The 21,342-nt window shown below is 64.4% G+C and carries 21 protein-coding genes; 15 read left to right on the forward strand and 6 right to left on the reverse strand.

Annotation, left to right across the window (positions count from 1 at the left end; genetic code table 11):
- The first annotated feature begins 70 nt into the window (after positions 1 to 70).
- The 6 genes from pcaH (at position 71) to AAFG13_RS28280 (ending at position 4,373) form a co-directional block, all read left to right on the forward strand.
- Entirely contained in the window at positions 71 to 772 is a 702-nt protein-coding gene (gene pcaH, locus AAFG13_RS28255; RefSeq protein ID WP_212312031.1) for a protocatechuate 3,4-dioxygenase subunit beta, read from the forward strand.
- On the forward strand, positions 773 to 1,375 hold the full coding sequence (gene pcaG, locus AAFG13_RS28260; protein WP_342708856.1) for a protocatechuate 3,4-dioxygenase subunit alpha: 603 nt from the start codon (positions 773 to 775) through the stop codon (positions 1,373 to 1,375).
- 144 nt (positions 1,376 to 1,519) lie between these two features.
- Positions 1,520 to 1,843, forward strand: a complete 324-nt coding sequence (locus AAFG13_RS28265; protein WP_342708857.1) for a metalloregulator ArsR/SmtB family transcription factor — start codon at positions 1,520 to 1,522, stop codon at positions 1,841 to 1,843.
- Between the two features lie 10 nt (positions 1,844 to 1,853).
- Positions 1,854 to 2,318: an SRPBCC domain-containing protein gene (locus tag AAFG13_RS28270; protein ID WP_342708858.1), complete on the forward strand. Its 465-nt coding sequence runs from the start codon at positions 1,854 to 1,856 to the stop codon at positions 2,316 to 2,318.
- An 18-nt stretch (positions 2,319 to 2,336) separates the two neighbouring features.
- Positions 2,337 to 3,188: a shikimate dehydrogenase gene (locus tag AAFG13_RS28275; protein ID WP_342708859.1), complete on the forward strand. Its 852-nt coding sequence runs from the start codon at positions 2,337 to 2,339 to the stop codon at positions 3,186 to 3,188.
- 15 nt (positions 3,189 to 3,203) lie between these two features.
- Positions 3,204 to 4,373, forward strand: coding sequence for a Gfo/Idh/MocA family oxidoreductase (locus AAFG13_RS28280; protein ID WP_212312024.1), 1,170 nt, complete (start codon positions 3,204 to 3,206; stop codon positions 4,371 to 4,373).
- 196 nt (positions 4,374 to 4,569) lie between these two features.
- Here AAFG13_RS28280 and AAFG13_RS28285 read toward each other — a convergent pair whose 3' ends face one another.
- From AAFG13_RS28285 to AAFG13_RS28300, 4 genes are all read right to left on the reverse strand, one after another.
- Positions 4,570 to 5,880, reverse strand: coding sequence for an ABC transporter substrate-binding protein (locus tag AAFG13_RS28285; protein ID WP_342708860.1), 1,311 nt, complete (start codon positions 5,878 to 5,880; stop codon positions 4,570 to 4,572).
- A gap of 275 nt (positions 5,881 to 6,155) precedes the next feature.
- Entirely contained in the window at positions 6,156 to 7,712 is a 1,557-nt protein-coding gene (locus AAFG13_RS28290; protein ID WP_212312014.1) for an MDR family MFS transporter, read from the reverse strand.
- A 6-nt stretch (positions 7,713 to 7,718) separates the two neighbouring features.
- Positions 7,719 to 8,894 (reverse strand): HlyD family secretion protein, encoded by a 1,176-nt coding sequence (locus tag AAFG13_RS28295; protein WP_212312012.1) that lies wholly within the window; start codon positions 8,892 to 8,894, stop codon positions 7,719 to 7,721.
- Positions 8,887 to 9,369: a MarR family transcriptional regulator gene (locus AAFG13_RS28300; protein WP_212312011.1), complete on the reverse strand. Its 483-nt coding sequence runs from the start codon at positions 9,367 to 9,369 to the stop codon at positions 8,887 to 8,889. Before AAFG13_RS28300 ends, AAFG13_RS28295 begins: the two co-directional genes overlap by 8 nt.
- A 174-nt stretch (positions 9,370 to 9,543) precedes the next feature.
- Between AAFG13_RS28300 and AAFG13_RS28305 the strand changes: the two genes are divergently transcribed.
- The gene (locus AAFG13_RS28305) at positions 9,544 to 10,029 is read left to right on the forward strand and encodes a transcriptional repressor (protein WP_342713411.1); all 486 of its coding nucleotides are present in this window, start codon (positions 9,544 to 9,546) and stop codon (positions 10,027 to 10,029) included.
- A 249-nt stretch (positions 10,030 to 10,278) separates the two neighbouring features.
- Positions 10,279 to 11,154 (forward strand): DMT family transporter, encoded by an 876-nt coding sequence (locus AAFG13_RS28310; protein ID WP_342713412.1) that lies wholly within the window; start codon positions 10,279 to 10,281, stop codon positions 11,152 to 11,154.
- Positions 11,155 to 11,462: 308 nt separating this feature from the next.
- Here AAFG13_RS28310 and AAFG13_RS28315 read toward each other — a convergent pair whose 3' ends face one another.
- Positions 11,463 to 12,338 carry a sulfurtransferase gene (locus AAFG13_RS28315; protein ID WP_342708861.1) on the reverse strand — a complete coding sequence of 292 codons (876 nt, stop codon included), beginning with the start codon at positions 12,336 to 12,338 and terminating at the stop codon, positions 11,463 to 11,465.
- A 317-nt stretch (positions 12,339 to 12,655) separates the two neighbouring features.
- Here AAFG13_RS28315 and ispG point away from each other — a divergent pair, with 317 nt between their 5' ends.
- The 7 genes from ispG to AAFG13_RS28350 all read left to right on the forward strand — a co-directional run bounded on the left by ispG (position 12,656) and on the right by AAFG13_RS28350 (position 19,585).
- Positions 12,656 to 13,945 carry a flavodoxin-dependent (E)-4-hydroxy-3-methylbut-2-enyl-diphosphate synthase gene (ispG, locus tag AAFG13_RS28320; protein ID WP_212312005.1) on the forward strand — a complete coding sequence of 430 codons (1,290 nt, stop codon included), beginning with the start codon at positions 12,656 to 12,658 and terminating at the stop codon, positions 13,943 to 13,945.
- 251 nt (positions 13,946 to 14,196) lie between these two features.
- Positions 14,197 to 15,090, forward strand: a complete 894-nt coding sequence (locus AAFG13_RS28325; protein WP_092120270.1) for a TauD/TfdA family dioxygenase — start codon at positions 14,197 to 14,199, stop codon at positions 15,088 to 15,090.
- Positions 15,091 to 15,231: 141 nt separating this feature from the next.
- Entirely contained in the window at positions 15,232 to 15,702 is a 471-nt protein-coding gene (locus AAFG13_RS28330) for a hypothetical protein (RefSeq protein ID WP_342708862.1), read from the forward strand.
- A 62-nt stretch (positions 15,703 to 15,764) separates the two neighbouring features.
- Positions 15,765 to 16,805 carry a TAXI family TRAP transporter solute-binding subunit gene (locus AAFG13_RS28335; RefSeq protein ID WP_212311992.1) on the forward strand — a complete coding sequence of 347 codons (1,041 nt, stop codon included), beginning with the start codon at positions 15,765 to 15,767 and terminating at the stop codon, positions 16,803 to 16,805.
- A complete protein-coding gene (locus AAFG13_RS28340) occupies positions 16,802 to 17,425 on the forward strand; it encodes a hypothetical protein (protein WP_212311990.1) in 624 nt (207 codons plus the stop codon). Before AAFG13_RS28335 ends, AAFG13_RS28340 begins: the two co-directional genes overlap by 4 nt.
- Positions 17,426 to 17,463: 38 nt before the next feature.
- Entirely contained in the window at positions 17,464 to 18,063 is a 600-nt protein-coding gene (locus tag AAFG13_RS28345; RefSeq protein ID WP_212312939.1) for a DsrE family protein, read from the forward strand.
- 181 nt (positions 18,064 to 18,244) lie between these two features.
- Positions 18,245 to 19,585 (forward strand): Rieske 2Fe-2S domain-containing protein, encoded by a 1,341-nt coding sequence (locus AAFG13_RS28350; protein ID WP_342708863.1) that lies wholly within the window; start codon positions 18,245 to 18,247, stop codon positions 19,583 to 19,585.
- A gap of 147 nt (positions 19,586 to 19,732) precedes the next feature.
- Here the strand turns inward: AAFG13_RS28350 and AAFG13_RS28355 are convergent, their stop codons facing one another.
- On the reverse strand, positions 19,733 to 21,340 hold the full coding sequence (locus AAFG13_RS28355) for a Na+/H+ antiporter (protein WP_342708864.1): 1,608 nt from the start codon (positions 21,338 to 21,340) through the stop codon (positions 19,733 to 19,735).
- Between the last annotated feature and the right edge of the window lie 2 nt (positions 21,341 to 21,342).

Raw genomic sequence — 21,342 nt, forward strand, 5'->3', positions numbered from 1 at the left:
CCATTTTGGTTATGCATTATAATGATCTGATGTGAGCTCACGGGGCGCGTGGGCCGCGGAGGAATTCGCCATGACCTTGTTGTATCCGCTGCAATCGCTTGCGGCCCATCCGGCGCGGCTCTCGCCGGACTATCGCTCCACCGTGAAGCGCTCGCCGCAGAAGCCGCTGATCCCGATGCGGCACACGCTCTCCGAATTGACCGGGCCGGTCTATGGCCACGAGACGGTGCGGGCGCACGACAACGATCTCACCATTCAGGCCAAAGGCGAGCCGCTCGGCGAGCGCATCATCGTGCATGGTCACGTGCGCGACGAAGACGGCCGCGGCGTGCCCAACACGCTGGTCGAGCTGTGGCAGGCCAATGCCTGCGGCCGCTACATTCATGTCGTCGACCAGCATCCGGCGCCGCTCGATCCGAATTTCACCGGTGCCGGCCGCACGCAGAGTGACGCGCAAGGCTATTACAAGTTCATCACCATCAAGCCCGGCGCCTATCCGTGGGGCAATCACCATAACGCCTGGCGGCCCGCGCATATCCACTTCTCGGTGTTCGGCCACTCCTTCGTCTCGCGTCTGGTGACGCAGATGTATTTCCCCGGCGATCCACTGTTCCCGTTCGATCCGATCTTCAATTCGGTGACGGATGAGAAGGCGCGGGCGCGGATGATCTCGTCGTTCGATCTCGAGAACACCAAGCCGGAATGGGCGCTGTGCTACCGCTTCGATATCGTGCTGCGCGGCCAGAGCGCCACGCCGATGGAGACCAAGTAAGTGTCGAACCAACGTCCTGATGGAATCACGCCCTCGCAGACCGTCGGTCCCTATTTCAAATACGGCCTGACGCCGAACGGCGAGTATGAATGGAACGACGCCTTCACCAACAACCTCTTGACGCCTGACGTGTCGGGCGAGCGGATTCGCGTCGAAGGCAAGGTCTACGACGGCGACGGCGCCGTGATCCCGGACTGCATGCTGGAGATCTGGCAGGCCGATAGCCAGGGCCGCTTCTCCGATCCGCAGGATGCGCGCGCGCTGCCGAACTCCTCCTTCAAGGGTTTTGGCCGCTGTGGCACCGACAAGAGCGGTTTCTATGCCTTCGACACCATCAAGCCGGGCTCAGTGCCCGATCCCGACGGCAAGCCGCAGGCGCCGCACATCGTGCTCGCGGTGTTCGCGCGCGGCATGCTGCTGCATCTCTACACCCGGATCTACTTCGACGACGAAGCCGGCAACGCCGGCGATCCTGTGCTCGCATTGGTGCCGGCCGATCGCCGCGCCACGCTGATTGCGAAGCGCAAGGCCGGTGCGGGCAACACCTACACGTTCGACGTCCATCTGCAGGGTGACAACGAGACCGTGTTCTTCGACGTCTAGCCGCTGACCGCGCCTGGCGGCGCGCAACTCCAGCATTGAAGGGACGACCCAATCCGCTGCGCGCCTTCGCCGCAGCGGATTTCGCTTGACTATGCGCAATCAGTTATATAGCAAGTTAGTTATATAACCGATGCGAGATCAAGCATGCCCAGCCTCGACGCCGCCTTTTCCGCGCTCGCCGACCCGACCCGCCGGGCGATCCTCGCGCGCCTCGCCCTCGGCGAGGCGACGGTGATGGAGCTGGTCGAGCCGTTCGAGATGACCCAGCCGGCGATCTCCCGCCATCTCAAGGTGCTCGAGGGCGCGGGCCTGATCGTCCGGCGCGTTGAAGGCACCAAGCGGCCGTGCCGGCTGGCGCCGACGGCGGTCGCCGAGATCGATCAATGGCTCGGCATGCTGCGGCGGGCGCTGGAAACCAATTACGACCGGCTGGACGGAGTGCTGGCCGCCATGAAGCCTGAGAAGTGAAGGGTATCCCATGAGCAAGTTGACGCTGAAGACCGAAGGCGACCGCTACATCGTTGTCACCAGGCGCTTCGTCGCGCCGCCCGAGGCGGTGTATCGCGCGCATACCGAGCCGGAGCTGCTGCAGAAGTGGCTGCTCGGCCCGGAAGGCTGGACCATGCCGATCTGCGTCAGCGATCTCAGGCCCGGCGGCAAGATCCGCTACGAATGGACCGACGGCAAGGGCGGCGGCTTTCATCTGACCGGCGAGTATGTCGCGCTCGAACCGTTCAGCCGCATCGTGCATGTCGAGCGCATGCACCTGCCGGACCCGACGCCGGACAATCATGTCGAGACGCGGTTCGAGCCTGACGGCAGCGGCACCGTGATGACGATGCGGATGACATTGCCGGATGCCGAGACGCGCGCGGCGATGCTCGCAACCGGCATGGAGCACGGCATGGAAGACAGCTATGCTCGGCTCGACCGCATGAGCTGAGCACACACGTGAGGGACAATGCGCGATCGTTTCCTGACCGGTCTGATCGGGTATCCGATCGCGCATTCGGCGGCACCTGCGATGCACGAGCAGGCCGCCGCAGTGCTCGGCGTTCGCTGTCACTACCAGCTCATCGAAGTGAAGGGCGCCGGGCGGGACGATCTGCGTGCGATGCTGGAGGGCGTCAGGCGGCTCGGCTTTGCCGGCGTCAACGTCACGTTTCCGTACAAGGAGGCGGTCGTCGATCTGCTCGATGAGCTCGCGCCCGATGCGCGCGCGATCGGCGCGGTCAACACCATTGTCTCCGACGGCGGGCGTCTGATCGGGCACAACACCGATGCGACCGGCTTTGCGCGTGCGATCGAACCGCTGCTTGCGTCAGCGCCGCGCGGCCCGATCGCGCTGACCGGTGCCGGCGGCGTCGGCAAGGCGATCGCCTTTGCGCTCGCCGGCCTCGGCGTCGCCGGGATCAGAATCTTCGACGCCGATGCCGCCAAGGCCGCACAGCTTGCAGCCCAGTTGCGGGATCGCCATGCGGTCCACGCCAGCAGCGTCGCGATCGCGGTGGATGGCGCCACAGGTCTCGTCAACGCAACGCCGGTCGGCATGCTGCCGAGCCGCGACACGCCGGTGCCGGATGCGCTGCTGCATCGCTCGATGTGGGTCGCCGACGCCGTCTACACGCCGCTCTGGACGCCGCTGCTGACCGCGGCCAAGGCCAAAGGCGCAAGCGTCCTGACCGGACGGGACCTCGCGATCAACGCCTCGGCCGACGCATTCAAGCTGTTCACGGGATTGGCGCCGCCGCATGCGGCGATGGGAAATGCGTTCGACGCCGTGATGGCTGCACGCTACTCTCCGCCCGCCTGAAGGGCGGAGATATTAATGACAAAAATCAGGATCGGTCTGGCCGGCTGCGGCTTCGTGTCGGAGCTGCATATGGTTGCGTACCGGCGGGTCTATGGCGTCGATGTCGAGGTGAGTGCGGTGGCGGCGCGCGGCGATCACGCGGTCGAGTTCGCGCGCAAGCACGGAATCCCGAACGCCTATCGCAGTTTCGCCGAGTTGGTCGCCGACCGTGAGCTCGACGTCATCGACATCTGCACGCCGCCCAACCTCCATGCCGCGATGATCGTCGACGCAATGCAGGCCGGCAAGCATGTGATCTGCGAGAAGCCGTTCAGCGGCTATTTCGGCCGCGACGGCGACAAGGCGCCGATCGGCAGGCACGTTCCGAAGGCGCTGATGTACCAGCGCGTGATGGAGGAGATGGAAGCGACCCGCGCCGCGATCGAGCGCAGCGGAAGACTGTTCATGTATGCCGAAGACTGGATCTACGCACCCGCGGTGACAAAGACAGCGGAGATCATCCGCGCCACAGGCGACAAGATCCTGTTCATGAAGGGCGAGGAGAGCCATTCCGGCTCGCATGCCGCGCACGCCGCAGAGTGGGCGATGACCGGCGGCGGCTCGCTGATCCGGATGGGCTGCCATCCGCTGTCGGCCGTGCTCTATCTCAAGCAGGTCGAGGCCAAAGCGCGCGGCGAGGCGATACACGTTGCCAGCGTCACCTGCGATGTCGGCAATGTCACCGCCGGTCTCAAGCCGGAGGAGCGCGCCTACATCAAGGCCAATCCGGTCGACGTCGAGGATTGGGGCACGCTGACCGCGACCTTCTCCGACGGCACCAAGGCCACGGTATTCTCCGGCGACATGATCATGGGCGGCGTGCGCAATCTGATCGAGACCTACACGTCAGGCGGCTCGCTGTTCGCCAACATCACGCCGAACACGCATCTTGTGAGCTACCAGACCTCCGAGGAGAAGCTCGCCTCCGTCTACATCACCGAGAAGGTCGATCGCAAAACCGGCTGGCAATACGTCTGCCTCGAGGAGGAATGGACCCGCGGCTATCTCCAGGAGATCCAGGATTTCATGGAGTGTGTGGCGACCGGCCGGCAGCCGCTCGCCGACCTCGCGCTGGCGTATGAAACCACCAAGGTGAACTACGCCGGCTATTGGGCCGCGGATGAGGGACGGCGGGTGGTGCTGTAGGCTAAGGGCAGCAGCGGGGTGATTGCTCTCGTCCCAAGGGTGCGTATGCCAGACCCGTCATCCTGAGGTGCGAGCACTTGCGAGCCTCGAAGGATGAACGGCCAACAGCGGGGCCGCGCATCCTTCGAGGCTCGCTCCGCTCGCACCTCAGGATGACGGGGATGGTTCTCAACAAGCCGCAGTAAACGATCGATTTCTACGCCCCGTACACCGATCCCTTCGGCAGCGGAAACACCGGATCTTGCGTCCGGATGTTGGTCGGCCACACCACGGTGATGCGCTCGCCGGCGTTCTGCATCACGACGGGTGTCGAGCGCTCGTTCTGGCCGGACATCGGCGTGCCCGGCGGATAGAATTTTACGCCATAGCCCTGGATGGTGCCGCCCGGCGGGATGTCGACATCGAGCGCGGCCTTGCGGATCGCCTCCGGATCGAAGCCGCCATACTTGTCCTTGGCGACCGGCAGCACATTGTTGAGCAGCACCCAGGTCTGGTTGAAGCCCATCGAGCAGTGCGGCGGCACTTCGGTGGCGCTGGTCTTCTCGCGGTAGCGCGCGACCATCACCTTGGTGAGATCGCCGACCCCCGGCGCCAGCTTGGCGGGATCGAGCAGCTGCGCCGGAACGGGGTCGATGTTGCAGAAATTGTCGATGTCGGCGCCGAACGTCGTCCGCAGCTTGTCGAGCTGGCTGTAACCGGCGCCGGCGCCGAACAGCATCTTGAACTTCAGCCCGCTTTCGCGCGCCTGGCGCAGGAACAGCGTGATATCGGGGTTGTAGCCGGCATGCGAGATGATGTCGGCCTTGGCGCGCTTCAGCTTGGTCACCAGCACCGAGAGATCGGGCGCGGAGGCCGAATAGCCTTCCTTGAGCACGACCTGCAGCCCGGCTTCCTTCGCGAACATCTCGTCGGCGGCGGCGACGCCGACGCCGTAGGGACCGTCCTCATGGATCAGCGCGACCTTGACGTCCTTCGGCTCCATGCCGAGCCTGGCCTTGGCGTGCTCGCCGAGGAAGCCGCCGAAGGCCTGGCCGTACTGGTCGGAATGGATCTGGGCGCGGAACACGTATTGCAGATTCTTGTCCTTGAACACGGCGGTCGAGACCGCGGTCGTGATCCAGAGGATGCGCTTCTGCTGCTCGACCTTGGCGGCGAGCGGCACCGCGTGCGAGCTCGCGAACACGCCGTTGAGTATATCGACCTTCTCCTGATCGATCAGGCGATTGGCCTCGTTGATCGCGACATCCGGCTTGCTCTGGGAATCGACATTGACCGGCGCGATCTTGTACTTGCCGCCGACGCCGCCCTTCTCGTTGACGAGATCGATCGCGATCTGCGTGCCGATCGAGGAGGCGACCGAGCCGCCGGCGGCAAACGGGCCGGTCAGGTCGTAGATCACGCCGATCCGGACCGTTTCGGCCTGCGCCTGCGCGCGCGTCCAATCGAAGCTGAAAGCAGCGGCGGCAGCCGCTGAAGTCTTCAGCAGCGTCCTGCGTGAAGTCGGCATCGCGTCCTCCCCTGAAGCCGTCATTTGCGACGGGTACTTGTTTTTTGCGAAGTATTGGGAGGAGGCCCCGGAAAGTCAACGCGATTACGGCGGCAGTGTCTTGCGCTTTCGGAGGGGGAGCTTGGCTTCCATCGTCGTCCCGGCGAAGGCCGGGACCCATTACCCCAAATGTAAATCGTTGCGCGACGCTGGGCTGCAGTCCCTCTTACAACACGCCCCTGTGGTTATGGGTCCCGGCCTTCGCCGGGACGACGATGATGGTGGACTGCGAAAACCTACTCCATCACCGCGGCATGATCCGGCGGCGCCGACTGCGCGCGCAGCGTGGCCTTGGTCGAGCCGATCATCAGCGCGAGCGGGATCGAGACCAGGATGAACAGCATCACCAGCTGGTAGTCGTGCGAGAATGCGATGATCTGCGACTGCGCGGCCACCATCCTGTCGGCCATCGCGCGGCCGGCATCGGTGTTGAGGTTGATCATGCCGGCGACATCGGGCATCTGCAGCGCGTGGTTGAACGGATTGATCTGCTCCGACAGCTTTGCGTAGATCCGCCGACCGCCTTCGGTGAGCTGCGCGATCACGATCGAGATGCCGACCGAGCTCGCGACGTTGCGGAACAGCGTCAGCATCGAGGTGCCGTCGGTACGCAATTGGTTCGGCAGAGTCAGGAACGCCACCGTCGACAGCGGCACGAACACGAGGCCGAAGCCAAAACCCTGGATCACGCTGACGACGATGATCTCTCTTGCCTGGGTCATGTCGGTCCAGCCGGTCATCTGGAACAGCGATGCCGCGGTCAGCGCGAGGCCGGAGACGATCAGCGTCCGCGCCTCGATGTAGCGCATCAGGCGGCCGACCAGCATCATCGCGACGAAGGTGCCGGCGCCGCGGGTCGCCAGCAACAGGCCGGCAGTAATGATTGGATAGCCGACCACGTTCTGCAGATAGGGCGAGGACAGCGCCATGGTCGAATACAGCACGAGGCCCATCACCGTCATGAACACGACGCCGCCGAGAAAATTGCGGTCCTTGAAGATCGCGAACTGGATGAACGGCTTGTCGGTGGTCAGCGAATGGGCGAAGAAGAAATAGGCGCCGACCGCCGCCACAATGAACTCGATCATGATCTCGTTGGATTCCAGCCAGCCGAGCTGCTCGCCGCGGTCGAGCGCGAGCTGCAGCGCGCCGATCGCGACCGCGAGCGCGCCGAAGCCGAACCAGTCGAAGCGCAGCGCGTGGTCCTGCCTGGTCTCGTCCATGAACACCGCGAGGCCGAGCACGGTGAAGGCGCCGAACGGCAGATTGACGAAGAACACCCAGTGCCACGAATAGGTCTCGGTCAGCCAGGCACCGAGCGAGGGGCCCATGATCGGGCCCATCATCACGCCCATGCCCCAGATCGACATCGCCTTGGCGCGCTCATGCAGCGCGTAGGAATCGAGCATCACCGCCTGCGACAGCGGCACCAGCGCCGCGCCGAACACGCCCTGCAACAGGCGGAACAGCACCATCTGGTTGATGTCCTGCGCCAGGCCGCAGAACACCGAGGCGACGGTGAAGCCGGCCGAGCAGATGATGAAGATGCGCTTGCGGCCGAAGCGGTTGGCGATCCAGCCCACCGGGGCGGTCATGATCGCGGCCGCGACGATGTAGGAGGTCAGCACCCAGTTGATCTGGTCCTGCGAGGCCGACAGCGAACCCTGCATATAGGGCAGCGCGACGTTGGCGATCGTGGTGTCGAGCGCTTGCATGATCGTCGCGGTCATCGCGCAGATCGTCACCATGTTCCGGCGCATGCCGGGCACGGCGGATGGTGACGGTGCATTCATCGCGTCTTAGTCCTGATGGTCCGGGTGCGCGGAGGCCGAGCGCAGCCCGAGCAGGCCGGCCAGCGTGCGGCGGTGGTTGGTGTCGATCGTCGCGTAGACGCTCATGCCGGCCTTCAGCTTCTTCACGAACGGATCGTTCTCGTCGAAGTAGATCCGCACCGGCACCCGCTGCACCACCTTGACGAAGTTGCCGGTGGCGTTCTGCGGCGGCAGGATCGCGAACTGCGCGCCGGTGCCGGGCGACAGCGAGCCGATCTTGCCCTTGAATTCATGGTTCGGGAACGCGTCGACGTCGAGCGTCACCGGCTGACCGACCGCGACATAGGTGAAGTCGCTTTCCTTCGGATTGGCGTCGACCCAGGGGTGGTCGACGTCGATCACCGAGAACACCGGTGCGCCCGCGGCGACGAAGCGGCCGAGCTGGATCTGATCGACCTGGGTCGCCACGCCGTCCATCGGCGCGCGCAGTACGGTGTGATCGAGATTGCGCTGGGCGTCGTCGAGCTTGGCCTTGGCCTGGGCGTAGGGCGGGAAGCGTTCGATCGGCAAGTCGACATCGCCGAGCAGCTGCGTCTTGGCGTTGGAGATCTGCTGCCTGATGTATTGAGCAAGGCTCTCGGCCGTGACCTGCGCGTTGGCCGCGTTGTCGAGGTCGAGCTGCGAGCCGAAATTCTGCTTGGCGAGCGTCGATTTGCGATCGACGTCCTTCTTCTTCAGTTCGATGCTCTGCTGGGCGAATTCCAGCATCCTGGTGTTGATCTTGATGTTGTCGACCAGATTGTCATAGGTGGTCCTGGTCTGGTCGAGCGCCGCCTTGGCCTGGTCGACCGCGAGGCGGTACGGCACCGGATCGATCTCGAACAGCTCGTCGCCCTTCCTGACGTGCTGGCCTTCCTTCACGACGATCTTGTCGATCTTGCCGGAGATTTCCGGCGTGATCAGCACCTTCTGCGCGCCGACATAGGCGTCGTCGGTGCCGACATAGCGGCCGCCATTGAGATAGAACACGCCGCCGCCGATCACCGCCACGATCGGCAGCACGACGAGCAGCAGCACCCGGCGATAGCGCCGCAGGCCTGCCATCAGGCGACGGCGCGGCGCGCGGCTCGCCTTGCCCGACGGCGCCGGCTCGCCCGGATTGCTCTTCTGTTCGGGGGCCAGCTTGAGGACGGGTTCAGCCATAGCGTTGTTCCTTTCGGGAGGGCTCGCCGGCTGGGTTTTGGATGGCATTGCGAACGTTTTCCTTGATCGATTCCAATTGAGTGAGCAGGCGGTGCGCGTCAGCGGGGCTGATGCCCTCGAGCGCGGTCGCGGTGAGTTCGGAGCGCAGGCCGGCCAGCTTCCCGAGCAGCGGGCGCGCGGCCTTTTTCAGATAGAGGCGGTTGACGCGGCGGTCGTTCTCGTCGCTGCGGCGCTCGATCCAGTCATTGTCGCAGAGCTTGTCGATCAGCCGCGTCAGGGTGATCGGCTGCATCTCGAGCAGCTCGGCGAGCTCGGTCTGCTTCAGCCCTTCCTGGCGTTCCACCTTCGACAGCACGGCCCATTGCGCACGGGTAATGCCGTAGCGCGCGGCCTCCTTGTCGGCGTAGACGCGGATCAGCCGGAACAATTCGCCCAGCGTAAACATGAAGTTCGCGTCCACAGAACTGCGCATCAATGTTGTCTCCATAAGCTTGCAATATAATAAGCTTGCTTATGAATTCTGCATGCCAGGTTAACGGGGGGCTGCCCCGCATGGCGCACATGGCTGCAAGGCGGTGAGGGACTGGCTTCGGTATTGGGCTTGGGCCGGGCTATGGGAACGGGCGCAGAAATGCTACATATCCGGGCAATGAGCCTCGCCAAGCCGACATTTCCTGCCCCCGACCACGATCACGGCCGCTGCGCCGCGGACGCGATGGCGCATGCCGAACAGGTGTGCGCGCGCCGCAGCCAGAAATTCACCTCGATCCGGCGTCAGGTGCTGCAGGCGCTGCTGTCGAGCCATCGACCGCTCGGCGCCTATGAGGTGATCGACGAACTGGCCAAGACGATGCCGCGCCCGGCACCGATTACCGTCTATCGCGCGCTCGACTTCCTGATGGAAAACGGCCTCGTTCATCGCATCGAGAGCCGCAACGCTTTCCTCGCCTGCGCGCACGATCATGACGAAACCTCGATGGTGGCGTTCCTAATCTGCGACCATTGCGGCTCGGTCGGCGAAATCCCCGCTGCGCCTGTCGCGCAAAGCCTGACCGCCGCGGCGCGGGCCTCGGGCTTCATCCCAAAGCTCTCCGTGGTCGAGATCGCCGGCACCTGCGCGCATTGCCAGAAATGATCGTTCTTGGCCGAGACCCTTCTCCCGTCATTGCGAGGAGCGAAGCGACGAAGCAATCCATGCCTCGGCAAGTGGCGAAATGGATTGCCTCGCTCCGCTCGCAATGACGATCCAAGCGACACGCGAAGACTAGCAACAACAGGCCGATAGGCCGGCCCGCGAGGAAACATGTCGACCCAAGCGATCACAGCCCACGTCACGAGGCCGGTCAGCGTCGGCCACGGGCTGCCGCCCGGCGCCATCGCATTGATGCTGATGCTGTGCGTGAGCTGGGGCTTCAACCAGCTGGCGGTGAAGCTTGCGCTGCCTGATGTGCCCCCGATGTTGCAGGCGCTGATCCGCTCCTCAGGCGCGCTGCCCGTGATGCTGATCGTCGGCCGCCTGCGCGGCGTCAAATTCTTCGAGCGCGACGGCACGCTGCTGCCGGGCGTGATCGCCGGGCTGATGTTCGGCTGCGAGTTCGTGCTGATCTTCACTGGCCTCACCTTCACCTCGGCGTCGCGCGCCTCGGTCTTCCTCTACACCGCGCCGTTCTTCGTCGCGCTCGGCTCGCACCAGTTCCTCGGCGAGCGTCTGTCGACCGTGCAGTGGAGCGGGCTGGCGCTGAGCTTTGCCGGCGTCGCGCTCGCGATCGGCGTGCCGCAGCCGAATGTCGACGCCAAGGTGCTGCTCGGCGATCTCATGGTGGTCGGCGGCGGCGCGCTGTGGGCGGCAACCACGCTGGTCGCCAAGGGCACAAACCTGCGCAGGGCCGCGCCGGAAAAGGCGCTCGGCTACCAGGTCGCGATCTCGATCCCGATTCTCGGCCTCGCCGCCTGGATCGCGGGCGAGCGGATCGAGCACGTGCCGAGCGCGCTGTCGATCTCGCTGCTCGCCTATCAGGCGGTCTGGGTGGTGGGCTGCACTTTTGTCATCTGGTTTGCGATGGTGAAGACCTATTCGGCGAGCAAGCTGTCGGCCTTCACCTTCGTCACGCCGCTGTTCGGCGTGGTCGCGGCCTATTTCATCATGCACGACACGCTGACGGCGGTGTTCGGCGTCGCCGCGCTGCTCGTGATCGCCGGCCTCTATCTCGTCAACAAGCCCGACCCGAAGGTGACGCCGGATCCGAACGTTCCGGCGTGAGGCTCAGGCGCCCGACGATTCGAGCGTCGTGTCGCCCTAGCAAGGCTCGGACAGATCATGTCGCGAGAATGCGAAGCTGCGTCCCAGCCCACCCTGTCATCGCCCGGCTCGACCGGGCGATCCAGTACGCCGCGGCCTCTCGATTCAAGCACTGGCGTCTCTGGAATACTGGATCGCCCGGTCGAGCCGGGCGATGACACCGAGATGAGGTGCGCAATAGCGGTGCGCGGTATCGCACGAAATCGATCGTCAGCGTCGTCCTGGCTTTCGCCAGGACGACGGAGGAGGAGGCTTCACGCCTCCGTCCACTATCCGACCTCGATCGGCAGCGACTCATCCTTCGCCCATTCGCCCATCGAGCCGTCATAGAGCGTGAGGTTGTCGTAGCCGAGCCGATGCAGCTGAAACAGGTCGATGGTTGCGGAGATGCCGCCGCCGCAATAGGCGACGACGCGCTTGTCTTTGGTGATGCCTTGCGCGGCGAAGGTTGCTTCCGCCTCCGCAAGCGGCACGAACGTCTTGCCCTTGGGATCGATCAGGCTTGCTGCCGGCACGCTGACGCTGCCGGGGATGCGGCCGGGCCTGCCGTATCGGCTTGGCTCCAGTCCCCTGTAGAATTGCGGGCCGAGCGCATTGACGATCACGGTGTCGCGCTCCGTAGTCGCGGCGAGCACGTCACGCTTGCCGACGAACATGCCGTCCTTCGGCCGCGCCGAGAACGTGGCCTGCGGATAGCCGCCGGCAAGCCCGGTCTCGATGTCGCGTCCCTCGGCGGTCCATTTGTCGATGCCGCCGTCGAGCACTGCGGCGCCGTCAAAGCCGAGCGAATGCAGCATCCACCAGAACCGCGTCGCCCACATCGCCGTCCCGATCGAATAGAGCACCACGCGGCTGTTGGCCGAGATGCCGTGGCGGCCGAAGGCGGCCTCGAGCTGGGCCGTCGGCGGCATCATGAAGCGCAGCTCGGTGCGGGGATCGGAGAATTCGGCCTGCAAATCGAGGAAATTCGCGCCAGGGATGTGGCCGGCCTCGAATGTCTGGCGGCCCGAGACGACGACATAGGGAATGCCGCTGCCGGCCGGGGCCGGCTCCAGATAGGTCGTGCAGTCGAACAGGCGCAGCTCGGGCCGGGTCAGGATCTCGGCAAGTTCCGCCGTGGTGATCAGCTCGCTATGGCCGGCCATGTCACGCCCTCCGGGAATGATCTTAAGGGGATGCTAGTGCATGATCCGAAAAAGTGGGTACCGGTTTTTCGAAAAGATCATGCTCAAACCAAAGGAGTCCGCCGGATCACATGAAAAGCTGTCACTTTGCCCTTTGATTCACCCCAATTCGGCCCAATATAGCTAGCCATGCAGGACGCCGCTGCATGGCTTGCGTTTGGCCTCAATCGGCGTCATAAGCTGTTGAATTCACTCCGAAACATCACCGTTTGGCCCGTCTTGCGCGAGGCCCATCGCCCCCTTGGTGAATGTCACCAAAACCTGATATTCGAGACGCCATGAACAAGCCCGAGATTTTGCCGCAAGACGACGTCGCCGGTCCCGCGCCGCGGCACCGAACCACGCAGGTCATGGTCGGCAACGTTGCCGTCGGCGGCGGTGCGCCGATCGTCGTGCAGTCGATGACCAACACCGACACCGCCGATATCGACGGCACCATCGCCCAGGTCGCCGCGCTCTCGCGCGCCGGCTCCGAAATGGTGCGCATCACCGTCGACCGCGAGGAAGCCGCTGCCGCCGTGCCGCACATCCGCGACGGCCTGCGCAAGCGCGGCATCACCACGCCCTTGATCGGCGACTTCCACTATATCGGCCACAAGCTGCTCGCCGAATATCCGGCCTGCGCCGAGGCGCTCGACAAGTACCGCATCAATCCCGGCAATGTCGGCTTCAAGAACAAGCGCGACACCCAGTTCGCCGACATCATCGAGATCGCCAACAAGAACGGCAAGCCGGTGCGCATCGGCGCCAATTGGGGCTCGCTCGACCAGGAGCTGCTCACCAAGCTGATGGACGAGAACACGGCATCGGCCAATCCGCGCGATGCCCGCGCGGTGACCCGCGAGGCGATGGTGCAGTCGGCGCTGCTGTCGGCGGCCCGCGCGCAAGAGCTCGGCATGCCCAAGAACAAGATCATCCTGTCGGCCAAGGTCTCCGCCGTGCAGGACCTGATCGCGGTCTATCAGGAGGTCGTGCGCCGCTCGGATTATGCGATCCATCTCGGCCTCACCGAGGCCGGCATGGGCTCGAAGGGCATCGTGGCGTCCTCCGCCGCACTCGGCATTCTCCTGCAGCAGGGCATCGGCGATACCATCCGCATCTCGCTGACGCCGGAGCCCGGCGGCGACCGCACGCTGGAAGTGCAGGTCGCGCAGGAATTGCTGCAGACCATGGGCTTCCGCACCTTCGTGCCGCTGGTTGCGGCCTGCCCGGGTTGCGGCCGCACCACCTCGACCACGTTCCAGGAACTGGCGCGCTCGATCCAGGATTTCATCCGCGACGAGATGCCGGCCTGGAAGACCAAGTATCCGGGCGTCGAAGAACTCAACGTCGCGGTCATGGGCTGCATCGTCAACGGCCCCGGCGAATCCAAGCACGCCAATATCGGCATCTCGCTGCCCGGCACCGGCGAGGCGCCGGCTGCGCCTGTCTTCGTCGACGGCAAGAAGTTCCGCACCCTGCGCGGTCCGGGCATCGCCGCCGACTTCAAGGCGCTGGTGATCGACTATATCGACCAGAAGTACGGCGCCGGCGCCAAGATGCCCGAGCCCGCGGGCGCCGCGGAGTAATTTCACTTCGCGCGTAACCCACACTCCACCGTCGTCCCGGCGAAAGCCGGGACCCATAACCCCAGGCGGCGGTTATGGCGCGAGATGCGGGTTACCAGCCTTCGCAAAACACAATCCTGTGGTTATGGCTCCCGGATCTGCGCTCCGCTTCGCTGCGCTTGTCCGGGACGACGGATATGCTTGCGGCGCGGATTGCGCTTCGCTCCATCCGGGCTACCATGCTCCAATCAAGAACCATCGGGAGAACGCCCATGAGCTCGCTGTCCGGCAAGCAGGGTCCGCGCTACCGCCACCTGGCCGACCAATCCGAGCCCTATGAGACCATTGGCGTCGAGAAGCTGACGCCGATCATCGGTGCGGAAATCTCTGGCGTCGATATTGGCAGACTGGTCGGCGACGATGCGCGCTCCAACCGGCAGATGGACGAGATCCATCGCGCGCTCGCCGAAAACCTCGTCATCTTCTTCCGCGACCAGCACATCAGCCCCGACCAGCATCTCGCCTTCGGCCGCAAGTTCGGCGAGCTGCACGTGCACCCGGCCGCGCCCAATGAGGGCGATCCGGCGCTGATGAAGATCTATGCCGACAAGGATAGCCCACGCGCCAATGGCGAAGGCTGGCACACCGACGTGTCCTGCGATCTCGAGCCGCCGATGGGCTCGATCCTCTACATCAAGCAGTGCCCGCCGCGTGGCGGCGACACGCTGTTCGCCAACATGTACGCCGCCTATGAGGCGCTGTCGGACCGCATGAAGGCCTATCTCGACGGGCTGACCGCGCTGCACGACGGCGAGCAGACCTATCGTGGGCTGTACGCCAATTATGGCGTCGCCGACAAACGGGAATATCCCCGCGCCGAGCATCCGGTGGTCCGCACCCATCCGGTCACCGGCAAGAAATCGCTCTACGTCAATCGCGGCTTCACCCGCTTCATCGTCGGCATCCCGCGCGACGAGAGCGACGCCATGCTGGCCTATCTCTACCAGCATGCGGAGAACCCGCTGTTCCAGTGCCGCTTCCGCTGGACCGAGAACGCGATCGCGTTCTGGGACAATCGCTGCGCCCAGCACCGCGCGATGTGGGACTACTGGCCGCACACCCGTTCCGGCACCCGCGTGACCGTGAAGGGCGAGCGGCCGGTGTGAGGACAGCGTCGGCCTTGCGCCGTCGCGCCGGCCGCGGCTGAGCTCGATGCTTCAGTCTGCCCAAAGCTGCGCGGTTAACAGGGGTAATCCTTGCGGGTCATAGTATCCGTGAGCCGGTGAGCCCTATGATGCCCGATCATAATGGGCGATATCACCATGCGGCAGGTGATACTGGACGCGCGCAGACATGAGAGCATCGTCATTCGCGTCGACGGGAACTCAGCTTGTGAAAGTGCCGGCTCGCGCGTCAGATCGGATCGAGCGCCATTTGCTCCGAGGATGATGCGCCGGGCGGCTCCGCTATGGTGCGCAGCAACCCTCGCGCTGACGTGTCCTTCGGATGGGCCGGGTTCTGGCGGCGTCGCGCACGCGCAGTCCAACGGCCTCGCCGGTAATTCCCCGCAACTTGCACAAGCCAAGACGAACCCTGCGAGGGACGTTGGTCCAGCTGCAGAACAACCGCAAAGCGCGGACGTGCTCGCCCGCGAACTCGCGACAGCGCGGCGAGACATTGAATTGTTGCAGGGCTTGCTGACCAAGGCGCGCGATCTCTATGCGAAGGCTGAGGCCGGTGAATCGAGGGGGCAAGGCGCATTCAAGGCGCTGCGTTGATCGAACGATCTTTGCAGCAAGAGCGAACGCGCTGACGGGATGTCGTGCAAAGGAGCTGGTCGATGAAAAGGTCTACCGGATTGCGTCCGCTGTTTCTGCTTGCGGCCCTGGTGTCGCTGCTCCTTGCGCCGCAGCCGCCCGCGGTGGATGCGGCGCCGCAGTCTGGTCGACCTCACAAGGCTCGCTTGATCCGGGCCGAACCGCCTCCGCCCAAGCCTGAAGTTCTGGCCATGAATGCCTGGGTCGTCGGCCTCGCCGGCGGTCTTCTCGAGGGCGCGCCGATCCGCCTGGCCGCGGAGATAGCCCGTGTGACCGATGACGGCGACAATCTGCACGTTCTGCCGGTGGTGACGCGAGGGGCCGTGGAGAATCTGAACTCGCTGCTGTACTTGCGCGGCATCGATGCGGCGATCATCAACTCCGACGCACTCGAGGAATACAAGAGCCAGGTGCCGGACATCCAGCGACGGATCGCTTATGTCCTGAACCTGTTTCCCTCCGAGCTGCATATTTTCGTTCGGCCGGAGATTCAGAGCCTGAGCGACCTCGCCGGCAAGAAGGTGAACTTCAACAACCAGGGTACCGCCGCAGCCTATTCAGGTCCGCTGATCTTCAGTCGTCTCGGCATCGACGTCGAGAAGACCTTCATTCCGCACCAGATCGCACTCGAGCAGATGCGGAAAGGCGAAATGGCGGCCGTCGTCTTCATTACATCGAAGCCGGTCGATGCCTTTGTGAAAGGCCGGTTTGAATCGGGCTTCAAGTTCCTGCCCGTACCGTATGACAGCAAGTTCGAGGACTATTATCTGCCGGCAGCTCTTGATGCCGCCGACTATCCAAATCTGATCAAGCCGGGTGACCGCATCACCACGATCGCCGTGCCGACCGCTCTCGTTGCCTTCAATTGGCCGGCCAGCACCAACCGCTTCGAGCGTGTTGCACGCTTCGTCGATCATCTGTTCTCGCGCATCGACAAGCTGCAGGGGCCGGGCTTCGACCCGAAGTGGAAGTCGATCAACCTCGGAGCGACGGTGCCCGGTCTCACGCGCTTTCCTGCCGCGCAGGCGTGGCTCGATCGTCAGTCGGCACGGGCATCGCAATGACCAGGCTCGCCGTCCCGCTGCTAGCCGCAACCACCGCCGTCAACGGCGTTGCCCTGGCGCAAGGGATGGAAGACCCCATGGCACAGCTACGCGCCTGTTCCCAGCTGCAACGTGAAGCGCGCCTGGAATGCCTCGACAAGTTGTCGCACGCCACTGCGCCGACCCGCCGCGAGGCGTCGAGAGCCGATAATTGGACGATCAGCGAGACGACGTCGCCCGTCGATTATTCACCGATCGCCACTGCGACGACATTCGATTCGGTCGAATCGTCGATCAAGCTGTCGATCCGGTGTCGCGGCGGGCGGACCGAATTGTCCTTCGCGGGACCCGCTATCTCGGGCCGCGGCGACGGCTATGCGATCTCCTATCGCATCAACGACGGTCAGCCGACGCAGGTCGCGGCAACTGTGCCGGCGTTTGGTTCCGGCGTCGCCGTCGCAGGCGATGCGGTTCGCTTGTTGCAATCGCTTCCCGATAACGCGGTCCTTGTTGTCCGCCTCTCACCCGGTACCGGGGCTGCCCATGACGCAAGATTCTCGCTCGCGGGGCTGGACGCGATGCGAGCGAAGATGGCCGCGATCTGCAAATGGCCGCTCGCTGTCGCAAGGCCCAGCAACTGAGAAGTGTGTTCGACGATTTTTCGAGATGGAGATCTGTAATGTGCAATTTTGAGTCTGTAGCGAAATTTGTTGCGATGGCTGCCATCGCGATGCTGGCTTCCACGTCCTTGGCGGTGGCCGAGCAAGGCGGAAAATACTGGGTGCCGGGCGAGCAGTCCGCAACTTACCGGACAAGCGACGCCCGGAAATCTGAAACGCCGCGATCCGCCGCCGAAACGCGCAAGCGCGCCGCATATGCGCGTATGCATGATCCGGTGGCGCCGAAGGGGAAGGAGCATCATCTGGTCTTGCAGGTGAACAGCAATGATCCTGCCGCCATGAATCTCACGCTCAACAACGCAACGAACGTGACCGAATATTACAAGGGCCTTGGCGAAAAGGTGAAGGTCGAGGTGGTCACGTTCGGCCCGGGCCTGCACATGCTCCGCGAGGATACGTCGCCGGTGAAGGCTCGCATCGAGGAGATGGCCCTCAGTTCACCCGAGGTGTCGTTCAAGGCCTGCGGCAACACCCAGGAGAAGATGCAGAAGGCCGAGAACAAGTCGATCCCGATCATCAGGCAGGCGGAAGTCGTGAAGTCCGGCGTCGTGCGCGTGATGGAACTGCAGGAGAAGGGATGGGCTTACGTGAAGCCGTGAGCCGGAAGGCCAGCCTGCCTTGAACCACTCTGCGCGGGCACGGACCGGCCGGCGCAGAGAACGGGTGTAAATCCATCAGTGCGCGGGACAGGGCTGCCGGCCGCGCAGCCAATCGCATTGACGCCGCGCATCGGCTACGCCAAGCTCCGGGAAAATCAAAAACAACTCCCGGGGAAATGCCATGCTCCGCGCCGAAGACAACAAATTCCTCACCGAATCCGGTGCCGGAACGGGAATGGGCGAATTGCTGCGCCGGTTCTGGATTCCGGTGCTGCTGACGGAAGAGCTGCCGGAGCCGGACAGCGACCCGAAGAAGATCGTTGTCATGGGCGAGGAGCTGCTGGCCTTCCGCGACTCGAGGGGCGTGGTCGGCGTCATCGATCAGTATTGCCCGCATCGCGGCGCCAATCTCTGGCTCGGCCGCAACGAGGAATGCGGCATCCGCTGCGTCTACCACGGCTGGAAGTTCGACACCGACGGCCGCTGCGTCGACATGCCGACATCCTATCCGGACCTCAACGCCAAGGACCTGATCCGCATCAAGTCCTATCCGGTGCGCGAATGGGGCGACATGATCTGGGCCTATATGGGCCCGGCCGATCAGATGCCCGAATTGCCGGCGCTGGAGATGGCGCTGCTGCCGGCCTCGCATCGCTTCGTCACCAAGAAGTGGCAGGACTGCAACTGGGTGCAGGCGGTGGAAGGCTCGATCGACACCGCGCATTTCACCTTCGCGCATCTCTCCTTTGATAAGGGGGAGAACGAAATCCTCGACATCAAGAAGCACTTCGTCAACCCGCTGACGCGGGTCGCGACCGACCACATGCGCTGGATCGCCGAGGATCCGCGGCCGGTGATCAAGATCAATCCGCATGAGGCCGGCCTGACGGTTGCGGGCGGACGGTTGACCGGCAGCGACAACATCTACTGGCGCATCGCCCAGTTCCTGATGCCGTTCCACAGCTATGCGCCGAGCTCGATGCCGGGCGAGAACATGTTCGGCCAGACCTTCGTGCCGGTCAGCGACACCAATTGCTGGATCTACACCTATGCGTGGAATCCCGACCGGCCGCTGACCGATGCCGAACGCGACGGCTATGCCAATGGCAACGGCGTGATGGCTGTCGTCGACGAGAACTATGTGCCGCTGCGCAACAAGGCAAACGACTATCTGATCGACCGCCAACTGCAGCGGACCAAGAGCTACACCGGGATCAAGGGCGTCTCCGAGCAGGACGCCGCGGTGCAGGACAGCCAGGGCCCGATCGCCGACCGCACCCGCGAGCATCTCGGCCCGACCGATCTCGGCATCATGCATTTCCGCAAGCTGGTGCTGGAGGCGGCCCGCGCGCTGCAAAAGGGCGAGGCGCCGCCGCACGCCAGGCATCAGGATCGCTACACAGTGCGCTCCGGCGCCTGCGTCACCAGCAAGACCAAGGATCTCACGGCCGTGATGATCGAACGGTTCGGCGATCCCGCGGGCTTCGTCGGCGGTCCCGGGCAGAACGCCGCGGCGGAGTAGGCTCCTTGCTGTCGTCCCGGCGAAGGCCGGGACCCATAACCACGAATGCAGATTGTCTTGAGACGCTGTGGCCACAGCGCATCTCAACAATTTCCAACGGTGGTTATGGGTCCCGGCCTTCGCCGGGACGACGTGGGATAGAGTTCGCTACAACGGTATCCTGCGATACTCCCGGTTGGAGAGGCTCGCCTCCTCCAGATCGAGGTCGCGTTCGATGCGCCGTCTGGTCTCGTCGGTGATCTTGCCGTCGCGCAGCAGCATGTGGATGAACTTGCGCTCGGAGGCGATCAGCTCCCGTGTCAGCGCGGTGCCGGCGGCGGAGACGTCGTGCTTGTCGGGATCGAGCGTATCAGGCAACTGGTTGATGCGGATTTCGTGGCGCGACCGCAGCAGCTTGATGACCTCGTCGGAGAGCTCGCGGTCGTCGGTGATGGCGTCGAGCGATTTCAGCGCGGCGTTCAGCGCCTCGCGCCGCGCCTCGATTTCCTGCTCGTGCTCGGCGATATGCTCGCTGCGCCCGTCCTTGGCGAGGCCGAGCACGCGCACCACCGGCGGCAATCCGAGACCGAGCCCGACCAGGGTCACGAAGATCACGCCGAAGGCGACGAACAGGATCAGGTCGCGATACGGGAAGGCCTCGCCGCCAGGCAATGTCAGCGGCAGCGCAAGTGCCGCGGCGAGCGAGACCGCGCCGCGCACGCCGGTGAAGGCGACCACGAACACCGCCCGCCACGACGGCAGCGGATCGCGCTCGCGCACGCGGGCGCTGATCCAGCGCGGCAGATAGGTGCCGGGAAACACCCACAGGAAGCGCGCGACGATCACGATGACGGCGACCAGCACGGTGGCGGTCAGGATGTCGTGCAGCGGGAACGCCTTCGACTTCTCGTACAGCGAGCGCATCTGGAAGCCGGTCAGGAGGAACAGCAGGCCCTCGATCAGATAGATGATCAAATCCCAGAAGAAGATGCCCTGCAGGCGCGTCGCGGCCGAGATCAGCAGCGGTCCGTTCCAGCTCATATAGAGGCCGCAGGCGACGGTTGCGATCACGCCGCTGCCGCCGAAATGCTCGGGGATCCAGTAGGCGAGATAGGGCGTGATCAGCGACAGCGTGATCTCGACCTGCGGATCCCGGGCGCGGCGGCGGGCGCGCAGGCTGAGCCAGCCCACCGCCGTGCCGAACGCGATCTCGCCGGCAACGATGACGAGGAACGTGCCGGTCGCCTTCGGCAGCGAGAACAGCCCGGTGGTGATGGCGGCGAGCGCGAAGCGGTAGAGGATCAGCGCGGTCGCGTCATTGGCGAGCCCTTCGCCCTCGAGCACCACCAGGATCCGGCGGGGCATGCCGAGCTTGCGCGCGATCGCGAGCGGCGCGACCACGTCCGGCGGCGCGACGATCGCCCCGAGCAGGAAGCCGATGCTCCAGGGCAGGTCGATCAGATAGTGGGTCGCGGCCGCGACCATGAAGGCGGTGAAGATCACGCAGCCGACCGACAGCAGGATGATCGGCCGCAGATTGGCCTTGAACTCGCGCCAGCTCATCGCGACGCTCGCCGAATAGATCAGCGGCGGCAGCACCACCAGAAGCACGAGCTCGGGCGGCAGTTCCAGCGACGGCATGCCCGGCACAAAGGCGAGCACGATGCCGACCAGCAGGAGCAGGATCGCCGGCGCGATGTCGGTCCGCCGTGCAACCAGGGCGGTTCCCGCCAGCACGCCGAGCAGAGTGAGAAAGATCTGAAACTTGGCTTCCATAC

It is taken from the genome of Bradyrhizobium sp. B124 (assembly GCF_038967635.1).
Lineage (GTDB): Bacteria > Pseudomonadota > Alphaproteobacteria > Rhizobiales > Xanthobacteraceae > Bradyrhizobium.